The sequence below is a fragment of the Mesorhizobium sp. B1-1-7 genome, assembly GCF_006442705.1.
In the GTDB taxonomy this organism is placed as follows: Bacteria; Pseudomonadota; Alphaproteobacteria; order Rhizobiales; family Rhizobiaceae; genus Mesorhizobium; species Mesorhizobium opportunistum.
This window is the reverse complement of sequence record NZ_VFWQ01000001.1, coordinates 28,082-43,675: the sequence shown is the minus strand read 5'-3', so window position 1 is coordinate 43,675 and position 15,594 is coordinate 28,082. Positions and strand designations below refer to the sequence as shown.

Here is a 15,594-nt window from a genome sequence, read left to right as displayed (position 1 = left end):
TGAGTGGCCCGGAAAAATGTTGCGAAAACGGCACCGGAATCACGCTTCTGTTAACCTTATATTTAAAGTTTTACGTATCCCACGGAATGCATGTTTTCTTTACCCCCCTGTGTCATTACGATACGAGGGGTCCATTTTCAGCCTCCTGCGCGGGGTACGACAAAGACAATTATAAGCCCGCGGCAGCTAGTACAGGGTAGCGAAGGCATGGCGAAGAAACCAACGACGACGACGAGAACTCTCGACAACGATGTAGCCAGGGAACTGGAAAAAGCGCTCGATATCGACCTCAGCAGCGACAGTGACGGCGATCTCGATATCGCAGCTTCGATGGAAGATCTGGAAGCACAGATATCCCAGGCCGCCGATGAATTGGCACGAGAGGGGCGCAACCAGAAGCCGGAGCCCATCGTCAGTCAGGCCCAGCCCGCCAAGCCCGCGCCAAAGGCCAAGCCCGCCGAACTGCGCCCCGTTGAGACGCGCAATGGCAATGGCAATGGCACACAGGCGACGGGCTTCGGCACACAGGCGACGGGCTTCGCCCCGGCCAATGACGATCGCCAGAAGGATTACAAGACACTCCTGCACAGCCTCAACCGGCGCGCCTCCAACACCGTCTATTGGGTCATTGCCTTTGTCTCGCTCGCCTGGATCGCGGGCGCCGGCGGATTGGCCAACCTGCTTTTCGGACCGAGCATCTGGCGAATCCGCACGCTCGACCAGTTCTTTGCCCGCCCCGAACTGATTGGCCTCGCCGTCGCGGCGATCGTGCCGGTCATCCTGTTCTGGGCCTTCGCGGCGATGATCCGTCGCGCCCAGGACATGCGCATTGCCGCCCAGTCGATGACCGAAGTGGCTTTCCGCCTGACCGAGCCAGAAAACCTCGCCCAGGATCGCGTCATGATGATCGGCCAAGCCGTTCGCCGCGAGGTCGCGGCCATGGGCGAAGGCATCGAACGCACGCTCGCCCGCGCCGTGGAACTGGAAACGCTGGTCCATAGCGAAGTCAACCAGATCGAGCGCTCCTATTCGGAAAACGAGACCCGCATCCGCTCGCTTGTCGACGGGCTCGGCAGCGAGCGCGAGGCGGTCGTCACCCATGCGGAGCGTGTCCGCGCCTCGATTTCGGGTGCGCATGAAACGCTCAAGGAGGAAATCGGCGCCGCCAGCGACATCATCCGCGACTCGATCCTCAACGCGTCGACCAAGCTGTCGATGACGATCACCAATTCCGGTGACACGCTCATCGACCGCATCAATGAAAGCTCGATGTCGATCTTCGATTCGGTCGAAGGCCGCCTCGACACCATTACCGACAGGCTGTCGACCTCCGGCGAGGCTTTTGCCTCCCTGCTCGACACCCGTATCGCCAAGTTGACGGACACGACGGACGGCCTGACCCGGTCGCTGACCGACCTGCTCGACGATCGCACCACCGGGATGGTGTCGCTGCTTGGCGGCGCCGCCCGCACCCTCAATTCGGAATTCGAAGCCAGCCTCAACGGCATCGAGCGCACGCTCGCCGAACGTGGCCAGGCGCTGATCAGTGAATTCCAGACCCGCGCCGAGGCGCTCGACACCGGCACGCAGAAGCTCAACGCGGCGCTCGAGGCCCGCGCCCGCCAGATCAACGAGACACTGGTCGAACGCGCCCGCGAAATCGCCCACACCTTCGCCGAAAGCAAGGATACGTTGTCCGCGATGATCGATCAGGGCAAGACCCAGATCGGCGCCGACATGGCCGACATCGTCAACTCGACATCGACCATGCTGGAGGCTCGCGCCAGCGACTTTGCCGGACGCATGGAAGCGGCGCGTCATGTCGTCTCGCGCTCGTTCGATTCCGATATCCAGCGCCTTTCCGATGCCCGCGTCGGCATCGAGGAAGCCGTCGAGAACCACAGCCGCAAGCTGTCCGAAAGCCGTGAGCGCATGGCGGCCGCCATGCAGGAGGACCTGGCGAAATTCGACGAGAGCCGTGCCGGCATGGATGCCGCGGTGACCAACCAGGTGCAGAAGCTGGCCGAAGGCCGCAGCCTGATCGCGCGTGCCCTCGAAGAGGATCTGCGCAAGGTCAACGAATCGCGCGCTGCCATCGATGCGTCGCTCGGCAGCCATCTCGAAAGGCTGGAGGAAGGCCGCAACCGGCTCTCCCTGGCTCTGAACGAAGACTCCGGGAAGCTCGTGCAAGCTCGTACCATTATTGATGAAATGGTTGCCGGACATGTCGGCAAACTGGCTGAAGGCCGCAACATCCTGTCGCGTGCCCTGGAGGCCGATCTCGGCAAATTGTCCGACAGCCGCGCCGACATCGATGGCCTCGTCGCCGGTCAGGTCGAGAAGATCGCCGAAGGCCGTGCCGTGCTCGCCAAGGCGTTGGAAAGTGACATCGCCGGCATCAAGAGCCTCATCGAGTCGCACTCGGCAAAGCTGGCCGAGGACCGCAGCCTGCTCGGCCGTTCGCTCGAGGACGACCTTTCGGGCATAAGGAACCTGATCGAAGATCATTCGGGACGGCTCTCCAACGACCGCAGCCTGCTGTCGCAGACGCTCGAAGCCGACCTTGCCAAGCTGGCCGAGAGCCGCTCGAGCATCGACGGCCTCGTCGCCGGCCAGGTCGAGAAGCTGGCCGAAGGCCGCGACATCCTCAAGCGGGCGCTGGAGTCGGACCTCAACACCATCAAGGGCGTCATATCCAGCCAGTCGGAGAAACTGGCCGAGGACCGTGGACAGCTTTCTCGGGTCCTGGAAGCCGACCTGCAGAACGTGAACAGCGTCATCGCCGACCACATGAACAGGCTCGTTCAGGACCGCTCGACCCTGTCGAAGGCTCTCGAGGACGACCTTGCCAAGTTGGCCGAAAGCCGCTCCAGCATCGACGGTCTGGTCGCCGGTCAGGTCGAGAAGCTGTCGGAAGGCCGCGACATCCTGCGGCGCGCCCTGGAAGCCGACCTCAACACCATCAAGAACACCGTCGCCGACCAGTCGCAGAAGCTGGTCGATGACCGTGCGCAGTTCGCCAGGGCACTCGAAGCCGATCTCGAAAGCGTCAACAGCCTTGTCAACAGCCATTCCGAACGGCTCGTCCAGGATCGTTCGACGCTGTCGAAGGCGCTGGAGGACGACCTCGAAGGCGTCAACACCCTTGTCAACAGCCACGCGGACAGGCTTGTCCAGGAACGTTCGACCCTGTCCAGGGCACTCGAGGACGACCTTGCCAAGCTGGCTGAAAGCCGCTCCAGCATCGACGGTCTGGTCGCCGGCCAGGTGGAGAAGCTGGCCGAAGGCCGCGACGTTCTCAAGCGCGCGCTCGAAGCCGATCTTGCCAAGCTGGCCGAAAGCCGCTCCAGCATCGACGGCCTGGTTGCCGGCCAGGTGGAGAAGCTGGCCGAGGGCCGCGACATTCTCAAGCGCGCGCTCGAAGCCGACCTGCAGAAGCTGACCGAGAGCCGAGGCGACATCGACGGCATCATCGCCGGCCATGTCGGCAAGCTGGCCGAAGGCCGCGACATGCTGAGCCGCGCGCTGGAAGAGGATCTCGGCAAGCTCGCCGAGACCCGCAAGGACGTCGATCGCTCGCTGTCTGGCCACATCGATCAGATCGCGGCCAGGAGCACCGACATTTCCACCGCGATCGCGGCCGACGTGGAAAAGATCGAAGAGGCGTTCAGTCGCCAGACCGGGATCATCGAGGAACGCGCAGGCACCATGGAACGCGCGCTCTCGACCGGCGTCGACAACGTCCGCAACGTGCTCGAAAAGAGCGCCGTCTTCGTCGCCGGCGCTTTGCGCGAAAAGGTCCTTGAAGTCACCAGCGCGCTGCATGAGCAGGCTGGTGCGGCGTTCAGCGACGCCGATCGCAAGATCGCCGAGCGCGCCGAGCAGACGTCCGCCGCATTGCTGGCGCGGGCCGAAGACATCGCCCGTACCTTCGAGGATGCGGATCGTCGCCTCCATGCCCGTGCCGAAGACACTTCGAACGCCTTGCTTGCCCGGGCGGACGATACTTCCAGCACGCTGCTGGCCCGCGCCCACGAAACCGCCGACCAACTGGCTGCCCGTGCCAGCGAGATCGCCGGAACCTTCGACATGGCCGACCAGAAGCTTGCCGCTCGCGCTCAGGAGACCGCCGATCAGCTCTCCGCCCGCGCCAACGAGATCGCCGGCACTTTCGACGCGGCCGACCAGAAGCTTGTCGCCCGCGCCGTCGAGACGGCACAGTCGCTGGCCGCCCGCGCCGGCGACATCCTGCGCAACTTCGAAAGCGCCGACCAGCGGCTCGGCGTGCGCATCGGCGAATCGGCCGAAGCGCTCGCTGCCCGCGCATCGGACCTCGGCCGCATCTTCGATGCCGCCGACCAGCAATTGGTGTCGCGCATCGCGGAAGGTTCGGACGCGCTGTCCAACCGCGCTTCCGAGATCGGCCGCATCTTCGAAGAGGCCGACCAACGCCTGGTTTCGCGCATTGCCGACAGCACGTCGACGATCGGCGAGCACGCGCAGACCATCGTCGGCGCCTTCGCCAACACCGAGCAGAGGGTCGCCGATCGTGCGCGCCAGACCGGCCAGGAACTGGCCGTGCATGCCCGCGAAATCGAGCAGGCGCTTGCCGGCGCCGACGAGCGTCTCGCATCGAGCGCGGCGGCCGCGGCTGCCCGTGTCGAGGAGCAGGTCGCCAGCGTCGAGAACCGGCTCGCCTACACCGCCGAGACGATGGGCCAGAGGCTCAACGAGCAGGTCTCGAGCGCCGAGGCACAACTGGTGTCACGCGCCAATGTGATCGCCGAGACCTTCACGGCGGTCGGCCAGCATATCGGCCAGAGCACCAACGACGCCGCCAAGACGATCGGCGCCAACACCCGTGAGCTCAACACCATGCTCGCGGCGCGCTCCGCCGAGATGTCGAAGATCCTCGACGAAACCGCCCGCCCATTGGTCGAGCGTTTCGCACAGGGCGGCTCGGAGTTGCAAAAGAGCATGGAAGAGGTCACGGAACGCGCCACCGAGAAGCTGCGCAGCGAGAATGCAGCCCTTGTCAACGCGCTCGCCAGCCGCACCGCCGAGACCTTGTCGGCGGTCGAAGGCGCGCGCTCGTCGCTGTCCGACAGCGTCGCTGACCTCATCGGCCGCATGACCAAGTCCAGCTCGCAGCTCGGCCAGCTGATCGAGCAGGCCGCGGTCAATCTCGGCGAGGTCGACGAACGCCTGACCGGCAGCACGCAGAGCTTCGCGGCCACCACCGAAAAGGCGGCACAGACCTTTGCCAGCTCGGCGCGCCTGGTCGATTCGAACACGACAAGGCTGACGGACCTGTCCTCGTCGACCTTGCGTGAAGTCGCCTCGATCGCCACCAAGTTCGACGAACACAGCCGTCTGCTGGCCAGCGCCTCGGACCTGTTGAGTTCGGCCCAGAGCAACCTCGAACACACGCTCGAAAGGCAGTCGTCGCTCGAGGATCTTGCCGTCGGCCTGGTCAAGAAGTCGGAAGATCTCGAAAGGGTCATGCGCTCGTTCGAAAACCTCGTCGGCCAGACGCTGCAGAACGCCGAAGGCAAGACGATGGAGTCGGCCGACAAGATCCGCAACGCCATCACCGACGTCGTCGATTCGGCCACCAAGCGCTTCGCCGATGCGACCGAGGAGATGCGGCGCACGGCGGGCTCGATCAAGAGCGAGCTCGACCTCACCCGCGCCGAGCTCAAGAAGGGCGTCATCGAGATGCCGGAAGAGGCAAAGGAATCGACCTCCGCCATTCGCCGCGCCGTTTCGGAGCAGATCAACGCCCTGAAGGAGCTCTCGGATATCGTTGCCAAGTCCGGTCGTGGCGGCGGCGATGGTTCGGAGCAACGCCCCTTGCGCCCGGCGCCGCAAGCACCGGCGGCACGCCCGGCCGAACCGCCGCGTCGCGCCCCGGCCCCGCAGCCGGAACTGCGCACGCCTCAGGCGCCGCTGGGTGGAACCGCGCTGCGTGGCACGCTCGACCTCGATCGTCCGGCCGAGGCGGCACCGCGCCCTCGCGCTGACGCCAATACCCGCACGCCGCAGGGCGGCTGGGTACGCGATCTCTTGACCGCGGCGTCGAACGAAGGAGACCTCAGGCCCACGGCGCCTTCGGCGCCCGCGGAAGCACCACGCGCGGCCCCTGCCCAGCGCTCGCCGTTGCACGTCGTGGAATCGCTGAACTCGCTCTCCGTCGATATCGCACGGGCCATCGACCACGATGCCTCGATCGAGTTGTGGAACCGCTACCGGCGCGGCGAGCGGGACGTGTTCACGCGCCGGCTCTACACGCTGAAGGGCCAGCAGACGTTCGACGAAATCCGCCGCAAGTACCAGGCCGAGGCCGAATTCCGTGCCGCCGTCGACCGCTACTGCGACGACTTCGAAAAACTGCTCAAGGATGTCTCGCGCAACGACCGCGATAACATCATGGCGCAGACCTACCTGACGTCGGACACCGGCAAGGTCTACACCATGCTGGCCCACGCCAGCGGCCGGCTGCACTAAGCCAGGAATCGAACAGGCGGGGCCAAGGTCCCGCCTGTTCGATCTCCAAACCTCCGGCACGCGCTTAACCTGCCAACAACGACTGTTGCGAGCCGATGGATGCGTCGGGGACCGTCCAAGGTTCGACTTCCCCCACAGCGCGGAAATCCGCCGGAAAGCCGCAGCCCTGACGCTCAAAGGGTGTGATCGTGAAGACGGCAATCATATTCGACTGCGAGTTTCTTTGCCTTGAGGGCTCGCAACGCCGATTCTGGTGCGCGGCCCACGATCCCGACCCGGTCATCGCGCAGATCGGCGCGATCAAGCTTGGGCTCGAGGACGACTTTCCGCTGCTCGGCACGCACAAGGCCTATATCAGACCGGTCGACCGGTTTGGCCGGAGATACGCCCTCGACCCGTTCTTCACCAAACTGACCGGCATCACCGAGAAGGACGTCGAGACCGAAGGGGTCGTGCTGGGAGAAGCCCTCGCCGAAATCGATCGTTTTTCCGGTGGCGCGCGATTCTGGTCCTGGGGCAAGGACGAACTGAACATGATCGCCATCAGCTGCTATGTCGCGGGCATTCAGCCTTCGATCCCGGCCACCCGGTTTGACAATGCCGTCAAGCTGCTGATCGCGGCCGGGATGCCGATCGAGGACCTGGCGAGGACGCCGAGCAACAAGCTCGCGGACTACTATGGCGTCGAGCACCCGCCATTGCATGGGCATGACGCGCTCGACGATGCGCTGTCCGTAACCTACACGCTGCAGCATCTGATGCTGACCGGAAAGCTGCGGCCGGATGTCTTCGAGCGCCTGTAGCTTGAAAGCGTTGGCGAGATTTAGCTAACGAGACCGGCGCTCAGATCACCGAATCCGTCCAGCGAACGATCTGCCTGGCGGCATCGCCGAACGCATTGTCGAGCGCACCGACATAGGCGGAGTTGCCTTTGCCCGAAACGGGTGCGGATGCGTTGAAGCTCTTGGAGGCGCGCACCTCGCCATTGCGGTCGTTGAGCAAGCGCACGAACAGGTCGACCTCGGCGTGTTCGCCACCATCGACGCGCACTTCGAAGGACCGGACCTCGACGATGACCTGGTAATCGATCGCCAGACCCTCGCCCGGCTTGCCGACACCGGCAAAGCTGCCCGAGCGCTGGAACGTCTCGGCTAGCCGCGCCTGCACGATCAGCGGCAGGCGATCGGCCCATTGCGCGCCCTTGAGATACTGGATCGAGCGGTCGGAGGGTTTGATGACGATGTTCTGGCTATCCAGCGCCTTGAGCGCCGAAGGCTGGGCGATCAGGATCTGCTTGCTGCTATGGCCATGCGCGTCGACCGAAGGCGCAGACAGCTCAAAGGTGTCGAGCGGCGCAGGCTTGCCGCCTAACGCCGCGCAACCCGCCAGCGTCAGGACAAGCAGTGCCGCAGCCGACGTCAACCCGCCCGTTCTCACCCACACAGACTTCACGCGCGATCCCCGTTGTCCCCGGATCGTAAGATCAACCCGCTTTTGCAGCTCATGTTTCTGAGGCGAGCCGACGCCGAAGTCAACGCCGCGCCCTGCCATCGAATTGCCGAACCTCGCCGTCGCCACCCGAAAGGATGCGCTGCGGATTGCGGCTGAGATCCGTCACCGCTTCCTCGATGCGGTTGATCGATCGGCGGCTGTCCTGCACCAGCGCCTCGACATTTGTCAGGCCTTGGCCCGAGAACCGCGCCAGATTGTCGGTGATGACGCCAAGCCGCGCATTCAGCGTGTCGGCGACCTGCTTGAACGATTTCAGCGTCGCCCTGGCGTCGGCCATCACGCCATCCGCCTGGCCGGAGCCGAGCAACTTGTCGACCCTGGCGAGGATACCGTCGACACGCACCGAGGCATCGTTGAGCCGCTGCGCCAATTGCTTGGCATCCTTGATCGTCTGGTCGATGTCGTCGGCGCGGTTGGCGAACTTGTTGGTCACGACAGCGATGTCGGCGGCGGCCTTGTTGGCGTTCTCGCTGGCCTTCTGGATGTTGGCCAGCGCCGTGCGCACCTGCGCCGGGTCGATGCCGTCCAGAACGCCGTCGACCTTGGCCAGCGTGCCCTGCGTCTGCTTGGCGAAGTCGTTGACGGAGCCGACCGCCGTGTCGACATTCTTGATGACGCCGTCGAGCTGCTGCGAGGTTTGTTTGAGGTTCGCGGTCACCGTGTCGACGTTGGCCACGATGCTCTTGATCTTGTCCTTGTCGACGGCATTGAGCAGGCCTTCCGCCGCCTTCAGCGTGCCGTCGAGCTTGCCGGACACGCCCTTCAGTTCGTCGGAGAGCGCGCTGACCGAGGACAGGAACTTGTCGATGCCGTCGGAATTCTTGGCCAGCGCGTCGGAGAATGTCTGCACATTCTTCACGGTCTGCGTCAGCGGCCCGCGAACATCCTTGGTGAAGCCTTCGAGTTCGCTCAGCACCTTGTCGGCGCGATTGAAGATGTTCTGCGCTGTCTGCAACAGATTGGTCACAGCGGATGGGTTGGCGACGATCTCGGCGACCTTGCCTTCCTTTTCCGCCTGGTCGAGCAGCTTCACTTCCTTGGGATCGGCGCCCTTGAGCTCGATGTTGGCCTGCCCGGTGAGGCCGGCAAGGCCGATATCGGCCTGCGTCGACTTGGTTATCGGCGTCATCCGATCGATCTCGGTGTCGGCGATGGCGACGGTCGGATTGTCGACGTCGATATAGACACGCTTGACGTCGCCGACCTTGACGCCGTTGAACAGCACGAAGCTGCCGCGGCCGAGGCCGGAAGCCGAGCCCGGGATGCGCACGCGCAGCAGCGTCGTCTCGCCCCTGTCACCGATCGCGGCCGTCCAATAGACAAAGCCGAACGCCGCCAGGATCGCAACCAGCGTGAAAATCCCGACAATGACGTAGTTGGCTCTGGTTTCCATTGCTTCACTTATGGCTATGCGCGCGCCGCAAGATCAAGTTGCCGGGCGCGTTTTCCGCGGAAATAGGATTTCACCCACGGTTCCTCGCTTTTCAGCATGTCGTCGATGCTGCCTTCGACGAGCACCTTTTTCTTGCCGAGCACCGCCACGTGGTCGCAGGCGGTAAACAGCGTGTCGAGGTCGTGCGTGACCATATAGACGGTCAGGTCCATGGTGTCGCGCAGCTTGACGACGAGTTCGTCGAACTCGGCCGCGCTGATCGGATCGAGGCCGGACGTCGGCTCGTCGAGAAAGACGATATCCGGGTCGAGCGCCAGCGCGCGCGCCAGGGCGGCGCGCTTGATCATGCCGCCGGAGAGTTCGGAGGGGAATTTCTGCGCCGCATCCGGCGGCAGGCCGACCAGCTCGATCTTGAGCAATGCCAGTTCATCCATCAGCTTTCTCGGCAGGTCGAGATATTCGCGCATCGGCACCTGCACGTTCTCCAGCACGGTCAGCGCCGAAAACAGCGCGCCATGCTGGAACAGCACGCCAAGGCGCATGTCGATGCGCAGCCGCTCGATATCGCTTGCCTTGTCGACGTCGACACCGAACAGCTTGATCGTTCCCGATTGCTTGGGCATCAACCCGAGAATGGTCCGCAGGAGGACCGACTTGCCGGCGCCCGAAGCGCCGACGAAACCCAGGATCTCGCCGCGTTTGATGTCGAGCGAGAGTTTGTCGAGGATCAGCTTGTCCTCGATGGCGACAGTGACGTCGCGCACCGAAAGCACGAGGTCGCCCTCGTCCTGCTCCTTCATCGCGACCCCATTACCCTCAGCCATGTCAGAACTCGATCGCTGCGTAGAACATGGCGAAAAGCCCGTCGAGGATGATGACGACGAAAATCGACTTCACCACCGAGGCCGTCACGTGCTGGCCGAGCGATTCGGCGCTGCCGCCGACCTTCATACCCTCGACGGACGCAATCGTGCCGATGATCATCGCCATGAACGGTGCCTTGATCAGGCCGGCGAAAATGGTGCTGAGATCGATGGCGACGCGCAGCCGGTCGAGGAAGGCGGCCGGCGGAATGTCGGAGTAGAGCCAGGCCGCGGCGATGCCGCCGCCGAGCGCCGCGAAATTGGCGATGATCGTCAGGCACGGCAAGGCGATCACGAGTGCAACCAGGCGCGGAAAGACCAGCACGCCGATCGGGTTGAGGCCGATGACCTTCAGCGCGTCGACCTCCTCGCGCATCTTCATCGAACCGATCTCGGCGGTGATCGCGCTGCCGGAACGGCCGGCGATCATGATTGCCGTCATCAGCACGCCGAGTTCGCGTAGGATCAGCACGCCGACGAGGTCGACGACGAAGATATCGGCGCCGAAATAGCTGAGCTGGTAGGCGCCTTGCTGGGCGACGATCGCGCCGACGATGGCCGACATCAGCACCACCACCGGTATGGCGCCGACGCCCATGCGATCGATCTGGTTGAAGATCGCCGCCGGATTGACGGCATGGCCGCGGCCGAGCTTCATCTGCGCGCCGCGGATGGTGGCGCCCAAAATATTCATCGAGGCGAGGAAATCGTCGCGCATCTCATAGACGCGCCGGCCAACCGCTTCGAGGGCGCGAAGGACGATGTTGGGCGGCCGCGCCGGTCCGGATTCGGGCTCGCGGCGGACGGCCTCGCCCACCGCATCGAGCAGGATGGACGCAATCTCGCTCTGGCCCTGCAGCTGGACCTCGACGTTCTTCTTCTCGAAAACACTGACCAGCCGGTCGATCAGCCAGGCGCCGGCGGTGTCGATCTTCTCGATCTTGGAAAGATCGAGGGCCAAGGTCTTGAAACCGCTTCGTTTCTCGATCTTGCGCATGTCCGCGTCGATCAGTGCCACGGTCCGTGTCGTCCAGACACCGGAGAACGCGCAGCCAAGAACGCCGCCCTCCTCGCCGATAGCCACGCGCGGCTGGTGGTCAGCCTCCGAGGCGGTCGTGCCGCTTGCGTCGCGCTTGCCTATGGTCAACATGGCGTCCTGTTTAGCCTGATGGGTCCGACCTTGTCGATTTGCCGACAACCCTTCTCGCACAGCCGGAGCAGAAAAATATGGCGCGTGTCATTTCGGTCGAGGCCGAGCGTTTCCCGATCGCCGGCACCTTCACCATTTCGCGCGGCTCCAAGACCGAGGCCGAGGTCATCACCTGCACAATCAGCCAGGATGGGCATGTCGGGCGCGGCGAATGCGTTCCCTACAGGCGCTACGGCGAGACCATGGACGGCGTGCACGCGGCGATAGAGGCCATGCGCGGGCGGATCGCCGGCGGCATCGACCGGATCGCCCTGCTCGATGCGATGCCGGCTGGCGCGGCCCGCAACGCCATCGACTGCGCCCTGTGGGACCTCGAAGCCAAGATCAGCGGCATTCCGGCGGCGAAGGCAATCTGGCCGGCCCCGCTGCATCCGCTCGAAACCGCCTACACGCTGTCGCTCGGCGAACCCTCGGCGATGGCGGCACAAGCCAGCGCCAATGCCAGCCGGCCGCTGCTGAAGGTCAAGATCGGCGGCGACAACGACATCGCCCGGATCCAGGCGGTAAGGCAGGCCGCGCCCGAGAGCCGAATCATCCTCGATGCCAATGAGGGCTGGACCGACGACAACATCGTCGCCAACCTCGCCTTTGCTGCGGAACAAGACATCGCGCTGATCGAACAGCCGCTGCCGGCCGGCCATGACGGCATCCTGCGCCACATCGCGCATCCGGTGCCGATCTGCGCCGATGAAAGCGTACACGAGGCGAAAAACCTGGATTTGCTTGTCGGCCTCTACGACGCCGTCAACATCAAGCTCGACAAGTCCGGCGGGCTGACGGCGGCGCTCGTCCTGCGCGACCGCGCCCGGGAACTCGGTTTCGGCGTCATGGTCGGCTGCATGGTCGGCACATCGCTGGCGATGGCGCCGGCGGTGTTGCTCGCCCAGGACGCCGATTTCGTCGACCTCGACGGTCCGCTGTTGCTTGCGCGCGACCGCGAGCCGGGCCTTGCCTACCGGGGTTCGCTCGTCTCACCCCCGGACCGGGTGCTTTGGGGCTGAGCGCGCCGCAAGCCCGATCAGCACAAGGCCGACGATCGCGATCGGAATCATCGCCAGGAAACCATCGACGCCGAGACGGTCATAGAGCGGACCGGACGCAAGCGTGACGGCCGCCATGAAGAAGCCGTTGAAGAAATAGGCGATGCCTTGCGCGGCACCGGTGCGCTCTTCGGAAACGGTCTCGCCGATCATTTTCTGCAGCCCGATCAGCACCATTGCGACGGACACCGAATGCAGCGACTGCACGGCGAAGAAGCCGGCGACGCCAAGGCCGAGCGGCCATACCAGTGGAAAGACGATCCAACGCACGATCGAACCGATGCCGGCGATCACCATCACCTTGACCACGGATACGGAGGCGAAAATGCGATTGAAAAACAAAAACATGCAGACTTCGGACACCACGCCCCAGGCCCAAAGCAGGCCAACGACGGAATCGCTGATGCCGATCGATTTCCAGTAGATGGAAACAAAGCCGTAGAGGAAGGCGTGGCTGGCGGTGATGATGCCGACGCCAAAGGTGAAATAGAGGAAATAGGCATTGAACAGGCTCGGTGCCGCGTGCTGGATTTCAGTGGCCGACAACGGCGAAGCCTTGCGCGGCCGCCCCATGCGCGGTGCAAACAAGGCCGCGGCAAGCGCTGCGGCTAGTGCTGCGAATATGATCACCGGCACGGCCTTGGCTCCGGCCGCCGCCAGGATGAAGCCGCCCACGATATTGGCGCACAGATAGGAGATCGAACCCCATTTGCGCATGGCGGTGTAGTTCGAGCCGAAGCGGCGCACCCCGGACAATGCAAGCGAATCGGCCATTGGCGAATGCGGTGTCCAGACGATCGTCAGAATCAGTGATACGGCCAGCACGATCGCGTAGGTCGCCGGCAGGAAATAGCCTGCCGAAATGACCATCGTTGCCGCGACCAGCACGATGTAGACGTCGGCGCGGTCCTTCGCCCGGTCGGCAAGTGCCGTCAGCATGGGCGTCGTCAGGACGCGCAGGAACATCGGCGCGGCAAGGATGACGGCGATTTGTTCGGCGCCAAAACCTTTCGCCTGCAGCCAGAGCGGAAAATAGGGCAGATGCGTGCCTTGCGACACGAACAATGTCGCGAAGATCAGGCTCATGCGCAGCTCGAAATGGCGCGGCTTGACGAGTTGTTCTGGCGAAAGCGGCGGCAGGGACATGAATCGATCCAATTACGCCGCGCTCGGCCGGCTGGCGATGTAGATCGATCCCTTAACATGGCGGAAAACCAGGCGAAACCGGCTGGACTAACCGATTAACGCTGAAAGCCGCCGTGAATTCCGTGTCAGGCCGCCTGCCCGACCCGATCTTCGATCAGCATCGGGATGAAAGGCTCGTCCGGCGCTTCAGGCAGGACATGCGCCCAGATCAGGATTTCCATGCGGCCGTCGAAATGTTCGACCACCGCCGTGCAGCTCTCCACCCAGTCACCGGTGTTGATGTACTGCACATCGCCATAGTTCTCGATCGCGGCGTGGTGAATGTGGCCGCAGATGACGCCGTCGACATGCGAACGCCGCGCTTCCTCGCTGAGCACGGTCTGGAACGAACCGATGAAGTTTACCGCTTTCTTGACCTTGACCTTGGCCCAGGACGAGAACGACCAGTAAGGCAGGCCGAGCAGCTGGCGCAGACGCGTGATGACACGGTTGACCTGCATGGCCGCGTCGTAGGCATGGTCGCCGAGATAGGCGAGCCAGCGCTGGTTGTGGACGACGGTGTCGAACTGGTCGCCATGGATGACCAGCAGGCGCCTGCCGTCGGCGGTCTCATGGATGGCACGGTCGGCGACGACGATGCCGCCGAAATGCACGCCCTGGAACTGGCGGGCAAACTCATCGTGATTGCCGGCGATATAGGTGATCGAGGCGCCCTTGCGCGCCTTGCGCAGAAGTTTCTGCACCACGTCATTGTGGCTTTGCGGCCAGTGCCAGCTCCGCCGCAGCCGCCAGCCGTCGACGATGTCACCGACCAGATAGATGATGTCGGCGTCGTGATAGCGAAGGAAATCGATCAGGAATTCCGCCTTGGCAGCCTTCGAGCCGAGATGGACATCGGAAATGAACATGCTGCGGAAGGTGCGGGGCTCTTGGCCGGACATCGCGTTTTCACCGTTGCTTTCGCGCAGCCTATGCCCCGATTCATGCAACAACCGTATGACGGTTGCGATTGGGCCAGCCTAAGAGCTAGCCTGCCGGCCAAATCACAGGAGAAATCGTCATGGATCTCGGTATTCGCGGCAAGAAAGCCATCGTCTGCGCTTCGAGCAAGGGACTTGGAAAAGGCTGCGCCATGGCACTGGCCGAGGCCGGCTGCGACATCGTCGTTAACGGACGAAACGCCGAACTGGTGGCGAAAACCGCCGCCGAGCTGCGCGAGCGCTACGGCGTGACGGTCTCGGAAGTCGTCGGTGATGTCTCGAAACCCGAAGTGCAGAAGGCACTGCTTGCCGCCTGCCCTGAGCCCGACATTCTCGTCAACAACAATGGCGGCCCGCCATTGCGCGATTTCCGCGAACTCGATCGCGGCAAGATCCTCGAAGGTGTCACCCAGAACATGGTCACACCGATCGAGCTGGTGCAGGCCGTCATCGACGGCATGGCCAAACGTGGCTTCGGCCGCATCGTCAACATCACCTCGCTGTCGGTCTACGTCCCCATCCCCGGCCTCGATCTGTCGTCGGGCGCGCGCGCCGGCCTGACCTCGTTCCTCGCCGGCGTGGCGCGCACGGTGATCGACCGCAACGTCACCATCAACAGCCTGCTGCCGGGCAAGCTCGATACCGATCGGCTGCGCGGCCCGCATGAGGCAGGCACCGTCGAGGATCCCGCGGCGGCGGCGGCGCGCAAGACCCGCATCAGCGCCGACGTGCCGGCCAAGCGGCTCGGCACGCCCGAGGAGTTCGGCCAGATCTGCGCCTTCCTGTGCTCGGTCCATGCCGGCTACCTGACCGGGCAGAACATTCCGGTGGATGGCGGCCTCTACGTCAGCGCGTTCTGAGCCCCGACAATCGCAACGCGAAAGAAACCCTGTCCAAGCGGCTGAAATAAATCAGCTATTCCTGTCTCGCCAATGTGATCCGC

At 63.9% G+C, this 15,594-nt stretch carries 10 protein-coding genes; 4 read left to right on the top strand and 6 right to left on the bottom strand.

Translation table 11 applies throughout. The features are described from left to right. Positions 1 to 207 precede the first annotated feature (207 nt). The gene (locus tag FJ978_RS00155) at positions 208 to 6,507 is read left to right on the top strand and encodes a kinesin (protein ID WP_140569304.1); all 6,300 of its coding nucleotides are present in this window, start codon (positions 208 to 210) and stop codon (positions 6,505 to 6,507) included. Positions 6,508 to 6,695: 188 nt separating this feature from the next. Continuing rightward, on the top strand, positions 6,696 to 7,310 hold the full coding sequence (locus FJ978_RS00150; protein ID WP_140569302.1) for a 3'-5' exonuclease: 615 nt from the start codon (positions 6,696 to 6,698) through the stop codon (positions 7,308 to 7,310). Positions 7,311 to 7,350: 40 nt separating this feature from the next. Here the strand turns inward: FJ978_RS00150 and FJ978_RS00145 are convergent, their stop codons facing one another. From FJ978_RS00145 to FJ978_RS00130, 4 genes are read right to left on the bottom strand one after another with little or no spacing between them, the layout of a single operon-like run. Continuing rightward, entirely contained in the window at positions 7,351 to 8,058 is a 708-nt protein-coding gene (locus FJ978_RS00145; protein WP_013895253.1) for an ABC-type transport auxiliary lipoprotein family protein, read from the bottom strand. After that, complete coding sequence (locus FJ978_RS00140) at positions 8,039 to 9,412, bottom strand: MlaD family protein (RefSeq protein WP_023763666.1); 1,374 nt, start codon at positions 9,410 to 9,412, stop codon at positions 8,039 to 8,041. The genes FJ978_RS00145 and FJ978_RS00140 overlap by 20 nt, the downstream gene beginning before the upstream one ends. 14 nt (positions 9,413 to 9,426) lie before the next feature. Further along, a complete protein-coding gene (locus FJ978_RS00135) occupies positions 9,427 to 10,236 on the bottom strand; it encodes an ABC transporter ATP-binding protein (RefSeq protein ID WP_140569300.1) in 810 nt (269 codons plus the stop codon). 1 nt (position 10,237) lies between these two features. Continuing rightward, positions 10,238 to 11,425 (bottom strand): ABC transporter permease, encoded by a 1,188-nt coding sequence (locus FJ978_RS00130; RefSeq protein ID WP_140569299.1) that lies wholly within the window; start codon positions 11,423 to 11,425, stop codon positions 10,238 to 10,240. 77 nt (positions 11,426 to 11,502) lie between these two features. On the opposite strand from FJ978_RS00130, the gene dgcA reads away from it, so the two are divergent. After that, positions 11,503 to 12,486: an N-acetyl-D-Glu racemase DgcA gene (gene dgcA, locus FJ978_RS00125; RefSeq protein ID WP_140569298.1), complete on the top strand. Its 984-nt coding sequence runs from the start codon at positions 11,503 to 11,505 to the stop codon at positions 12,484 to 12,486. Here the strand turns inward: dgcA and FJ978_RS00120 are convergent. Continuing rightward, on the bottom strand, positions 12,457 to 13,671 hold the full coding sequence (locus FJ978_RS00120) for an MFS transporter (protein WP_140569296.1): 1,215 nt from the start codon (positions 13,669 to 13,671) through the stop codon (positions 12,457 to 12,459). The two genes, dgcA and FJ978_RS00120, sit on opposite strands and share 30 nt — an antisense overlap. A 125-nt stretch (positions 13,672 to 13,796) precedes the next feature. Next, entirely contained in the window at positions 13,797 to 14,612 is an 816-nt protein-coding gene (locus FJ978_RS00115) for a UDP-2,3-diacylglucosamine diphosphatase (RefSeq protein ID WP_140569294.1), read from the bottom strand. A gap of 119 nt (positions 14,613 to 14,731) precedes the next feature. On the opposite strand from FJ978_RS00115, the gene FJ978_RS00110 reads away from it, so the two are divergent. Continuing rightward, the gene (locus tag FJ978_RS00110; protein ID WP_140569292.1) at positions 14,732 to 15,511 is read left to right on the top strand and encodes an SDR family oxidoreductase; all 780 of its coding nucleotides are present in this window, start codon (positions 14,732 to 14,734) and stop codon (positions 15,509 to 15,511) included. Positions 15,512 to 15,594 lie beyond the last annotated feature (83 nt).